The following is a 12,079-nucleotide window of genomic DNA, read 5'->3' as shown; positions in this document are numbered from 1 at the left end:
ATAATTGTTTAGTATTATTTAACCGCTCCTGTAATAACACTATTCATGATACCCCATACATCTTAGCAAAATCAAGAGGTTTCTCGCGAAACTATAAAAGACAACAAAGTTTATTTCCTGTTTTTATACAGTCTGCACAAAAACAACCAGACCATTCCACCGGCTTACCTGTATACATGCAAAGTTGAAAAAAGGATCCTGTCATTCCCTGACAGAATCCCTCTTTACCAGATAGACTGGATTTTTTATATTTAATTCGTCCAGTGTCTCTCCCTGAATTAATTTCAGCAGACGTTTCAGCGCCACATGCGCCTTTTGCGGAACATCCTGATGAACCGTTGTCAGTTTCGGTCGAACCATACTTGCGTAGACACTGTCATCATATCCTGTAACAGAAATCTGATCTGGAACCATGATGCCTTCATCAAAAAAGAAATTTATCGCTTCCATCGCATTATAATCTGAGGAAAACGCAAGTGCTTTTGCTTCTAAAAAACGTGGGAGAAGCTCTCTGTATTTTCTGAGACGCAATCTTTTTTCACTCGGAATAATTATATATCGGGAGCGACTGCAGAATCCCCCCGATTTTTCCATCGCCTGTTTGAATCCCATCCACCGATAGTAATCACTGTCTCTCTCCGTTTCCGCAACAAACAATGCTTTCTTATATCCACAGGAATACAGGTATTCTCCAATCTGATACCCTCCCGAATAATCATCTATACCGACATTCTGGAAGGTATAAGCACCTTCCGGATAAGCATCGATCAGAATCATTTTCTTGTTTAATCTGCGCGAAAGCCTGCGATACTGTTCTTCATTGTAGCCAAGGATAAGCAATCCCTCTACATTCCATTTTGAGGCAATATCCACTACATTCTGAATACTTTCACCGCCAATAAGCATAACATAATATCCATTTTCTTCCGTTTCCATCTGAATCGTTCCGATCAGTTCTCCCACAAATGGATCCTGAAGTGACTGCATACCATGGGCATAAGAAAATCCGAGTACTACACCTATAATTCTGGAACCATGGCCGGAAAGCATCACGGAACCCATATGCGGAACATAGTTCTGTTCTTTAAGAATAGTCGTGATTTTATCAATCGTTTTCTGGGAAACTCTTTTGGTATTGCCATTTATAACATTAGATACCGTAGTACGGCTGACACCTGCCATTTCTGCAATATCCTGAAGCCGAATCATAAAATCTTCCTCCTCTTTCTTTACAACATTATCTTATGATATCCACACCCCATCTTTTCCAGCATTTCCATCTCTCTCTTCTGGCAGCTGAATATGATCACCTGCCGCTTACTGTCTTTCAGCCAGCGAAGTGTCTGGATAAGTCTCCTGTCATCATAATAGCCAAATGCATCATCCAGGATTATCGGACATTCTTCCTCGTGGAGAATTTTTGTAGCCGCCATCCGGATTGCAAAATAGATCTGCTCCAGGGTTCCCCGGCTCACCTGATCCATGGATATCTTTTTCCCATTACTCATAAGCTGCACATGCAGATTTTCGTCTACCCAGAGTCTGTTATATTTTCCATCTGTGATGGCATCCATGACTGCAGATACTTCTGTATTCATAAGATCGCTTGTCCGGCTCTGCATCTGTGCGGCAAGTCTGGTCAACTGTTCCATAGCAAGTTCAACACCCTGCTTGTTTTTTAATCGCTCTATCTCTTCACTGTTCATCTCATCGAACTCGCCGACTCGTTCCTGCAGATTTTCATACAACACTTCTTTTTCATGATAGGTTTCCTGTACTTTTGCAAGCTTTCCTTTCTGCCTCTCATAATCTGCCTTGAGAGAAATGCCCTGTTCTTTTATCTCCTGTAATCTGGCTTTCTTTTTCTTCTTTCCATCTTTCAGACAATTCCAGACATACAGCCCTTCAGCCAGTGCCACCACGATTGCCACAAGAAAATTCCACGGCTTATGAAAAAGCAGAAAAGTCACAAAAAATGCCCCCAGCATACTCACTGCCTCCAGTGGATGAATCCTCCACCCGGCAAAATATCCTGCTGCCTCTTCCCGTTTCTTCCGCTTTTTATCTTCATTTACCCAGCTTTCCCATTCTCTGCGTTTCTCTTCACAGCTTCTTTTCAGCTGTTCCGCTTCATTTTCTAACTGATGCAGATCCCGCCAGACATAGGATGCCTCCATCTCTGCCCGCTCTTTCTTTTCGCTGATCAGCTGCCTCTTTTCACGTTCTTCTTTTTCCAGCTCTTTCTTCCGCTCTTTTAAAAGGGCAAGCGCCCCTTCGAGGTCAATCTCGCTGTTCCCGGTTGCATAATAATTTGCCGCATAATTCTTCAGCTCCGCCGCCAGTATTTCTCCGGTCTGTACCCGGAGCTGTCCTATCGAAACTGTATTTTCATAATCACTTTCTGTCATACCACCTAACAGAACTTCCAGATCCCCATGCTCAAGTGACAATTCTTCTCCATCATCTTCACAGATCAGAGAGCCGCCTTTCGCATACCGATCGAAATTTCGTTCCAGCAGGAATTTTCGACCGCCACAGGTAAACCGCAGGATTCCCGCATAAAAGTTTGGATTCTCCCAAGGCTCATAGGTACGGAATGTATCTGTTGCGGCGGCACGCCCGCGCTTTCTTTCCATTCCAAAAAGCATTCCCTTCAGAAAGATATGCAGCGTTGTTTTTCCCGATTCGTTTTCTCCGTAAATAATATTGATCCCATCCGTAAGCAGGATCTGCTTATTCGTGAACTTACCGAAATTCTTCAGGATCAGTTCTGTTATCTTCATAATTTGCTCCCCTTTGCCTCCAGCATGGCCTGTACTCCCTCAGCCAATGCGATTGACTCCACACTGTCATCCTTTGCTTCTGCAAAACTTTCTATGTACCAGCCCAGAAGATTTCCTGCATTTTGTTTTTTCAACTTTTCATAATCATATGCCGGCTTTGTTTCATCCAGGATTTCGACAATATTTCCATAGGAATCCATCCGGTCGGTATCATAGATCATATCCGGATCCCGAAATCCCCGCAGAATGATTTTATAAATGTTCTGTATACCTCTTTCCCGTATGGAAAGGGAAATTTTTTCTTTCATTTCCCGTCCGGTCATCTCTCTTCCTGCTTCTACTTCCATATGCACATATTCTCTGGATGCAAAAGGAATAAATTCCGTCCGGGTTCTTCCATTTTTAATCTCCCCTTTGATATAACCATGCTTCCCGGTGTCATTTTTATCTGTAGGCTCCAGGGATCCTGCGTAATACATCCGGTCCTTTGCAAGCTCTGCCGGAAGATGAATGTGCCCAAGAGCAATATAATCATATCCCAGCTTCAGTAATTCGTTCTTTCGGAACGGGATATGCTTTTCATCGCCGCCATGGGCCAGAAGGATGGAGGCTATTCCTCTTTTTTCCGGAAGGATTTTCTCATAAAGCGGTTCTGTGATCTCCCGTTCCTCATAGCTGAGTCCGTATATGCGGACTCCAAGCTCTTTAAATTCCATACAGGCAGGTTTCTGAGACAAAAACATGTGCACCGGTCCCTGCCATTTATAATTCCGGTAATAGGACGTACTTTTCAGGTAATCATGGTTGCCCGCCATCAGCACGACCTGTGTATGTGTCAGTCTGGAAAATAAATAATCCAGTTCCTTCAGCTCTCTTAAAAGCGGCTGTCTGTGAAACAGATCCCCTGCGATCAGAAGAAGATCTGTCTGTTCTTCTTCACAGATATTTAAAAGACGCTCAAAGCTATTCCACAGTTCTTCCGGCCGCTTTGCGGTGTAAGAACTTCCTGCGTCCGGCTCTGCCCCCAGATGAATGTCCGCTGTGTGTATGAATTTCATTACTTTCTACTCCTCCTTTAAGGGGAAGTGTCACGATAAAACGTGTCTTTCCCTCACTGCTCTCGGCAATGATCTGTCCCTTGTGCAGCTCTACAATCTCTTTTGCAATGGCAAGCCCCAGCCCTGCTCCTCCGGTACTGCTGGATCTCGACGCATCCGCGCGATAAAATTTATCAAAGATCCTCTTCAGGCTCTCTTCCGGTATCGTATCTCCTTCATTTTCAAAACAGATTCTTACCTGGTTCTCCTCCTTGGCAGCCTGGATCAGAAGCACACTTTTCTCCCGGCAGTATGCTATGGCATTTCGCAGAATATTATCAAAAACCCTGGCAAGCTTATCCGGATCTCCCTCGATCAGGATTTCTTCCTCTGCTTCCACCTTGCAGGTAAGCATCTTCTCCTGAAGTACCCCATAGAGTTCGTCTGCAATCTGTTCCAGCATCATGGTCAGATCAATATCTACCTTATCCAGTTCAATATCCTGCAGATTCAACTTTATACTTTCAAAAAACTCTTTCAAAAGATCCCCCAGTCGATTCGCCTTCTCCAGAGATATCTGCGTATATTTGGCGCGCTCCTCTGCCGGCATCTCCGGATGAGAATCCAGCATACTCAGATACGCCACCACAGAAGTAAGCGGTGTTTTTAAATCATGTGCCAGAAAAAGCAGGACATCATTTTTCCTCTGCTCAAGCTTTTCTGCCTCTTCCTCCTGGCTCCTTAATGTCTCTTTAATCTCATTGAGACGATCCTCGATTGGTTTTAACTCCGTAATCAACCGGATTGGCTGGTCAGACGCTGAAATAATATTTTCAATCCCATCTTCTACCTGTTCCAGATAACGCGTCATTTTTGAAAGTGCCACATAAAAAAACAACGAAAATAAAAGTAAAAAACCGAGGATCATAAAGAACACTTTATTATTGCCGATCCACTGCCAATACAAAGATGTTGCGGTCTCTTCACTCACATGAAAAGCTTCCAATATTCGCAAAAAGCCATTGGCAAAGCTGTCATTATAAATACCATCGATAAAATACTCCAGAATAAATCTGCCAACCAGCACCGTCAGGGCCGTAATAAAAACCGTCTGAAGCAATATGCTCAGTTTTAATTTTCTGTAATTATTCTTCAATTTTGTATCCCACTCCCCAGACAGTCTTGATAAGATCTGATTTTCCAGTCGGTTTACTCAATTTCTCACGCAGATGCCGGATATGTACCATCACCGTATTGTTGCTGTTCTTCAGATACTCTTCATGCCAGACCTCTTCAAATAATCTTTGTGAGCTGATCACCTTTCCGCGATTCTCACAAAGAATCCACAGAATCTCAAATTCCGTTGGTGTCAGCGGAAGAGACTGCTCATTATAGATGCATTCGTGGGATTCTTTATTTAACAAGAGTCCTGCAAAATCAATGATATTCTCAGAATCACTTTTCTTACCATCGTTGTACTGCGTGTATCTGCGCATCTGTGCTTTCACTCTCGCTACCAGCTCCAGCGGGTTGAATGGTTTCGGAATATAGTCGTCAGCCCCCATCGTAAGCCCGGTGATCTTGTCCCGGTACTCCGTCTTCGCGGTCAACATAATCACCGGAAATGTGTATTTCTCACGGATCTTTCTCAGAATCGTGAAACCGTCAATATCCGGCAGCATCACATCCAGGATCGCCAGATCCACATTTGTCTTCTCAATACATTCCAATGCTTCCTGCCCTGTGTAAAATTTCAAAACATGGTATTCATTTTGCAGATATAATTCTACGACATCCGCAATTTCTTTTTCATCATCTACAACTAAAATATTCATATTTCACTTTTCCTTTCCGTATATAGAAAGATTTGCGTATAAAACAGCAGACCGGAAAACACACCCTTTTGATGCAGTTCCCGGTCCCCTTTTTCTTCATTCTTCTTTTTTACAGTTCGCAGTTATTCACAGTTCTTGGGAACGGAATTACGTCACGAATGTTGGACATTCCTGTAAGATACATGATGCATCTCTCAAATCCAAGTCCGAATCCTGCATGTCTTGTAGATCCGTACTTTCTCAGATCCAGATAGAATCCGTAATCTTCTTCCTTAAGTCCAAGCTCTTTCATTCTTGCAACAAGCTTATCGTAGTCGTCCTCTCTCTGGCTTCCTCCAATGATCTCACCGATTCCAGGAACCAGACAGTCAACTGCTGCTACGGTCTTGTTATCATCATTCATCTTCATGTAAAAAGCTTTGATCTCCTTCGGATAATCGGTAACGAATACCGGACGTTTGTAGATCTCTTCTGTCAGATAACGTTCATGCTCTGTCTGCAGATCTGCTCCCCATGATACTTTGTATTCAAATTTGTCATTGTGCTTTTCAAGGATTTCGATTGCTTCTGTGTAAGTAACTCTTGCGAAATCAGAATTTACAACGTTGTTCAGACGGTCAATCAGTCCTTTGTCTACGAAAGAATTGAAGAAATTCATCTCTTCCGGAGCGTTTTCCATCACGTAGCGGATAACATATTTCAGCATGTTTTCTGCAAGGATCATGTCATCTTCCAGATCTGCAAATGCGATCTCAGGCTCGATCATCCAGAACTCTGCTGCATGACGTGTGGTGTTCGAGTTTTCTGCACGGAATGTCGGTCCGAATGTGTAAATGTTGCGGAATGCCTGCGCGTAAGTCTCACCGTTCAGCTGTCCACTTACCGTAAGGTTTGTCTCTTTTCCGAAGAAATCCTTGGAATAATCCACGCTTCCGTCTGCGTTCTTCGGTACGTTGTTCAGATCCATGGTTGTCACCTGGAACATCTCTCCTGCACCCTCACAGTCACTTCCTGTGATCAGCGGTGTGTGTACATATACAAATCCTCTCTCCTGAAAAAATTTGTGGATCGCATATGCGGTCAGGGAACGAACTCTGAATACTGCCTGGAAAGTATTAGTTCTCGGGCGGAGATGTGCAATACTTCTTAAATATTCAAAGCTGTGACGTTTTTTCTGAAGCGGATAATCCGGTGCAGAGGTACCTTCTACAACAACTTCTGTTGCCTGGATCTCAAATGGCTGCTTTGCCTGTGGTGTTGCGACAAGTGTTCCTTTTACAATGATTGCCGCACCAACATTCAGCTTGGAAATTTCGCCAAAGTTCTCCATATTATCATGATATACTACCTGAAGGTTTTCAAAGAAAGATCCATCATTTACAACGATAAATCCAAATGTCTTAGAATCACGGATACTGCGCACCCATCCCCCGATGGTCACTTCTTTATCCAGATATTCCTCTCTGTTTCTGTATAATTCTCTTACTGTTACCAAATCCATCTGTTCTGTTCCTCCGTATTACTCTCTTATATATTTCACATAACCCCAATGAGCCTTGTAAACATTGCCGACAGCTTCTGCTGCCATTTTCTACTTTTGCAATATGTCCAGTATACCATTAAACTACCGCAGTTGCAACGATGTAAAAAGAATCTGATTACATTTGAAAGTACTTTCGCAATGATTTTTTTATTGTACTCTAATCAATATTCCTTAATCGATAGTTCATTTTTCCTTAAGAAATTTTCTTTTTCTTTTATGATATAGACATATTTTGAACACAATTTATCTGTATACTAAGAGTCAGATAGTTGATAAACAACTATCTCCCCCCTCATAAAGTAAGCGCAATCGGGTTACCCCGATTGCCGCACTTTACTCTCATTCCTTTAGAAATTAAATAAAAAGCACAAGAAAACCCGCTGGTCGAAAGATCAGCGGGTTTTCTCGTTATATCCTATTCTTCTACATCCTGCACGTCATAATACTTGATCAGCGCCTGTGTCCCAAGATCTCCAAGCCCTTCCTGTGCCAACTCTTCATAATTTGACAGTACCAGACTCAGCACCTCAAGACTCAGTCCGCTCATATTCGCCTCAGTCAGCGCAAGCTTCATATCCTTGATGAAATGCTTCATAAAGAATCCAGGTGCATAATCTCCGGCAATGATCTTTGGTCCGAAAGCATCCAACTGTTTGCTTCCTGCTGCCCCGGTAGAGACCGAATCAAAAAGGACATTCAGATCCAGTCCTTTGGCCTGCGCATAGGAAAAGGCCTCACATACACCACTTAAGGCACCGGCGATCATAATCTGATTAGCAAGCTTTGCATGCTGTCCACATCCGGCTTTTCCCTGATAATTGATGTTTGTTCCCATTGCTTTGAAAAGCTCCATACAAGCTTCATAATCTTCTTTCTCGCCGCCGACAAGGATGGATAATGTAGCGTTTTTTGCTCCGGTATCCCCACCTGTTACAGGCGCATCCAGCACATGGAATCCTTTTTCTGTGCCCTCTTTTGAAATCTTTTCTGCAAGCATCGGGCTTGTAGTTGTCATATCGATCAGATAGGTTCCCGGATCTGCATTTTCCAGAATACCGCCTTCATCGAAGTAAACCTCTTCCACATCTCTCGGAAAACCAACGATGGTGATCACTGCATCACATCCAGGTACACATTCTTTGATAGATTCATGGAAAATTGCACCCTCGCTGATCACATCATCGACTTTCGCTTTTGTTCTTGCGTAAATATGCAGTTCATATCCTGTTTTCATAAGGTTGCGCACCATGGATTTTCCCATGATGCCAACACCGATAAATCCAATTTTTTTCATAGTGAACTCCTCTACTTTGGACTTACAATCTTTCCTGCCACCGCGCAGCTTGCCGCTGTTTTCGGAGATGCCAGATAAATCTCGACCTTAGAAGTTCCCATACGTCCAAGGAAGTTACGGTTGTTGGTTGCAACCACACGTTCTCCGTCTGACAGAATTCCTCCGGTACGTCCACAGCAAAGTCCGCAACCCGGATGGGTAATGATCGCACCTGCCTCAGATAAAGTCGTAAGGATTCCCATATCTGCTGCCTGTTTGTAGATCTTACGGCTCGCCGGAGTCACGATCAGTTTTACAAAATCCGCAACTTTTTTGCCCTTTAACACTTCTGCTGCTGCCTGAAGATCCTCCAGACGTCCGTTTGTGCAAGAGCCGATAAATACCTGATCGATCTCGGTTCCTTCTACCTCGGATACATTTCTGATTTTGTCAACCTGTGACGGAAGGGCCATAACCGGTACAAAGTCCTCTGCTTTATAAGTGATCGTTCTCATATAAGTTGCATCCGGATCACCAACCAGACTCTTCTGATAATCATTTAATTCAATATTGCAATACTCGGCAGTTTTCTCATCCGGTGTGAAAAGTGCGCATTTTGCTCCTGCTTCGATTGCCATGTTTGCCATTGTCATACGGCTTGCAACTGTCATATTTTCAATGGTGCTTCCGGCAAATTCAAGTGCTCTGTAAGTAGCACCGTCTGCTCTTAAATCACCGATCAGTCGTAAGATGATATCCTTTGACATAACATTTTCCGGAAGTTCACCATCGATCACAACTTTGATCGTCTCCGGTACCTTGATCCACATCGTTCCGGTTCCAAGGATACTTGCCATCTCGGTATAACCGATACCAGATGAAAATGCTCCAACACAACCATAAGTTGTGGTATGGCTGTCGGTTCCGAATGCGATATCACCCGGTTTAACATAGCCAGCCTCTGTCATCAGCTGATGGCAGATTCCGTCACTTCTGTGTACATGTGTAAGTCCGTATTTATCTGCAAATGCATCTCCGGTACGAAAATGTCTGGTATCATCCTGCTGACTTGCCGGAACCAGATGATCATAGATCAGAACAACCTTGTCCGGATCATGCAGTTTCATAAATCCCATTTCTTCAAATTTTTCAGCCACAAAGGGGATGAAAATATCATGGATCATCACGCGGTCAACGTTAACCGTCACAATGTCTCCCGGCTTTACGGCTTTTCCTGTATTGTGTCTGATAATTTTTTCAATAATCGTCTCGCCCATTTTCTTCTCCTTTCCGGTTAATCCAGTCCATTCAGCTTGCGCATGGCTTTTACCAGACCGCCAGCCTGAATAATGCTCATCAGATTCTCCGGCAGAGAAGCAATCGGATATTCCTTGCCATTATAATCCACATGCTCATTCATCACTACCGTGATCTCGTCGCCCTCTTTCATATCATCATAAAGATCCGGCTGTTCAATCAGAAGAAGTCCGTTGTTGATCGAATTACGGAAAAAGATCCTTGCAAATGATTTGGCGATCACACACTGCACACCCATTGCCTTGATGATCTCCGGTGCCTGTTCTCTTGACGAACCGCAACCAAAGTTCTTTCCTGCTACAATGATATCCCCCTTCTGGATCTGTCCGGCAAGTTCCGGACGAAGAGGAGAAAAGCCATACTGCTTCATATCATCGATTGTCTTGAGTGCAAGGTATTCAGTTGGAATGATGATATCGGTATCAATGTCATCTCCAAGAACCCATACACGTCCTGTAAATTTATCCATCTTATGTCACCTCGTCAAACGTAATTTCGTCTCTTACACATCACTTGCCAGTGCAATTTCTCCGGCAATGGCAGATGCTGTAACGGTTGCAGCCGATCCAAGATATACCTTGGAACTCGGATGTCCTGCACGTCCCTTAAAGTTGCGGGTTCCTGTACTGATCAGGACTTCATTTTCACCGATTACGCCCTGGCAGCTTCCCCAGCATACACTACAGTTCGGGTTCATCACGATCGCACCTGCATCCATGAAGATGTCGATCAGTCCTTCTTCCAGAGCCTGTCTGTAAATAGTCTGACTTGCCGGAACAACAAGGAATCTTACTTTTTCAGATACTTTCTTTCCTTTGATAACCTGTGCGCCTACACGGAGATCTTCGATACGTCCGTTGTTGCAGGATCCAAGGAATGCCTCATCAATCTTGATACCGCGCACGTCTTTTGCCGGCGCAAGATTGTCTACAAAATCCGGTTTTGCAACAACCGGCTCTACCTTGGATAAGTCAAATGTATATTCTCTTACATAATGCGCATCCGGATCGCTGTGATATACAGCCTTTGGCTCGCGTCCATGCTCTTTTAAATATTCCATTGCCACATCATCAACTTCAAAAATACCGGTCTTAGCTCCGGCTTCTACTGCCATATTGCAAAGTGCGATACGGTCACTGATTGTCAGAGTCTTCGCGCCCTCTCCGGTAAATTCCATCACCTGATAGTTACATCCGTTGGCTCCGACTTCACCGATGATGGTGAGGATCAGATCTCTCGCATATACACCTTCCGGCAGCTTTCCAACCAGGTTGAATTTCACAGTCTCCGGTACCATTACCCAAGAAGTTCCTGTTACCATACCGTAAAGGAAGTCTGTACATCCAACACCGGTTCCGAATGCACCAAGTGCACCGTAAGAACAGGTATGGCTGTCTGCACCAAAGATCAGTTCTCCCGGACGAACATAATTTTCCATCATAATCTGGTGGCATACACCTTTTCCTTCCCAGAAATCAATGTGGTTTGCCTTTGCAAAATCACGCATCTTCTTCTGGGATGCGGCTGTCTTTGGACAGTCAGACGGTACGTTATGATCTACGATAAATACCAGCTTTCCTGTATCTGCAATATGTGGATTTTTTAATTTATTATTATACATATCAACGGTAAGATGTGTAGTTCCGTCATTACTCATCAGACGATCCAGTTCTACTGTATGGATGTCACCCGGCTTTACGCTTTCCACACCGGCTGCCGCTGCAATGATCTTTTCAGCAATTGTCATTCCCATCGTCTATTCCTCCTCACGGTTCAGAGACGCAATAAGTCCGCCCTGATTCAAAATATTCTGCATATATTCCGGCAGTTTTGTGCAGGAATAAACCTTTCCATTTGCCTCAGCGGTTCCTTCCAGCATATGAAGCTCCATCTGATCTCCGGTCTTTACTTCATCCGGAAGGTCTTTACAGACAATAGCAGGAAGTCCGATATTGATAGCATTTCTATAAAAAATTCTTGCAAATGATTTTGCGATAACAGCTTTTACACCTAACGCTTTTAACACACCCGGAGCCTGCTCTCTGGAAGATCCACATCCAAAGTTCTCTCCTCCGACCACGAAATCTCCCGGTTTTACCTTCTGTGCAAAATCCGGATCCAGAGATTCAAATGCGTGGCTCTTCATCTCCTCAAGATTCGGCAGCAACAGATACTGGGATGCGATGATCTGGTCTGTATCCAGATCGTTATGAAATTTAAAAATAGTCCCTTTTTCCATAAAGCATATTCCTTTCTGTATACACATGATTCCTTTATTTTAAGGCTTTTCC

General features: G+C 43.7%; 11 protein-coding genes. All 11 read right to left on the bottom strand.

Annotated features, from left to right (window positions below):
- Nucleotides 1-201 precede the first annotated feature (201 nt).
- Nucleotides 202-1,209 (bottom strand): LacI family DNA-binding transcriptional regulator, encoded by a 1,008-nt coding sequence (locus PG840_RS09255; protein WP_117559018.1) that lies wholly within the window; start codon nucleotides 1,207-1,209, stop codon nucleotides 202-204.
- 20 nt (nucleotides 1,210-1,229) lie between these two features.
- Complete coding sequence (locus PG840_RS09250) at nucleotides 1,230-2,783, bottom strand: ATP-binding protein (protein WP_270613546.1); 1,554 nt, start codon at nucleotides 2,781-2,783, stop codon at nucleotides 1,230-1,232.
- Nucleotides 2,780-3,841: a metallophosphoesterase family protein gene (locus PG840_RS09245; RefSeq protein ID WP_270205679.1), complete on the bottom strand. Its 1,062-nt coding sequence runs from the start codon at nucleotides 3,839-3,841 to the stop codon at nucleotides 2,780-2,782. The genes PG840_RS09250 and PG840_RS09245 overlap by 4 nt, the downstream gene beginning before the upstream one ends.
- On the bottom strand, nucleotides 3,747-4,976 hold the full coding sequence (locus tag PG840_RS09240; RefSeq protein WP_270205680.1) for a sensor histidine kinase: 1,230 nt from the start codon (nucleotides 4,974-4,976) through the stop codon (nucleotides 3,747-3,749). The genes PG840_RS09245 and PG840_RS09240 overlap by 95 nt, the downstream gene beginning before the upstream one ends.
- Nucleotides 4,966-5,655 carry a VanR-ABDEGLN family response regulator transcription factor gene (gene vanR / locus PG840_RS09235; protein ID WP_008371692.1) on the bottom strand — a complete coding sequence of 230 codons (690 nt, stop codon included), beginning with the start codon at nucleotides 5,653-5,655 and terminating at the stop codon, nucleotides 4,966-4,968. The genes PG840_RS09240 and vanR overlap by 11 nt, the downstream gene beginning before the upstream one ends.
- A 109-nt stretch (nucleotides 5,656-5,764) precedes the next feature.
- Complete coding sequence (gene asnS, locus PG840_RS09230; protein WP_173685934.1) at nucleotides 5,765-7,156, bottom strand: asparagine--tRNA ligase; 1,392 nt, start codon at nucleotides 7,154-7,156, stop codon at nucleotides 5,765-5,767.
- A 457-nt stretch (nucleotides 7,157-7,613) separates the two neighbouring features.
- Complete coding sequence (locus PG840_RS09225; protein ID WP_022220458.1) at nucleotides 7,614-8,492, bottom strand: NAD(P)-dependent oxidoreductase; 879 nt, start codon at nucleotides 8,490-8,492, stop codon at nucleotides 7,614-7,616.
- Between the two features lie 11 nt (nucleotides 8,493-8,503).
- Complete coding sequence (locus PG840_RS09220) at nucleotides 8,504-9,748, bottom strand: 3-isopropylmalate dehydratase large subunit (RefSeq protein ID WP_195413280.1); 1,245 nt, start codon at nucleotides 9,746-9,748, stop codon at nucleotides 8,504-8,506.
- A gap of 17 nt (nucleotides 9,749-9,765) precedes the next feature.
- Nucleotides 9,766-10,257: a LeuD/DmdB family oxidoreductase small subunit gene (locus PG840_RS09215; RefSeq protein ID WP_008371705.1), complete on the bottom strand. Its 492-nt coding sequence runs from the start codon at nucleotides 10,255-10,257 to the stop codon at nucleotides 9,766-9,768.
- 33 nt (nucleotides 10,258-10,290) lie between these two features.
- Complete coding sequence (locus tag PG840_RS09210; RefSeq protein ID WP_055157885.1) at nucleotides 10,291-11,541, bottom strand: 3-isopropylmalate dehydratase large subunit; 1,251 nt, start codon at nucleotides 11,539-11,541, stop codon at nucleotides 10,291-10,293.
- Nucleotides 11,542-11,544: 3 nt separating this feature from the next.
- Nucleotides 11,545-12,027 carry a LeuD/DmdB family oxidoreductase small subunit gene (locus PG840_RS09205; protein ID WP_044998914.1) on the bottom strand — a complete coding sequence of 161 codons (483 nt, stop codon included), beginning with the start codon at nucleotides 12,025-12,027 and terminating at the stop codon, nucleotides 11,545-11,547.
- Nucleotides 12,028-12,079 lie beyond the last annotated feature (52 nt).

The organism is Coprococcus sp. AM97-35, from assembly GCF_027697525.1.
GTDB classification, from domain to species: Bacteria; Bacillota; Clostridia; order Lachnospirales; family Lachnospiraceae; genus Allocoprococcus; species Allocoprococcus comes.
Note: the sequence above shows the minus strand (reverse complement) of the source record. Positions and strands in the feature narration are given on the sequence as shown.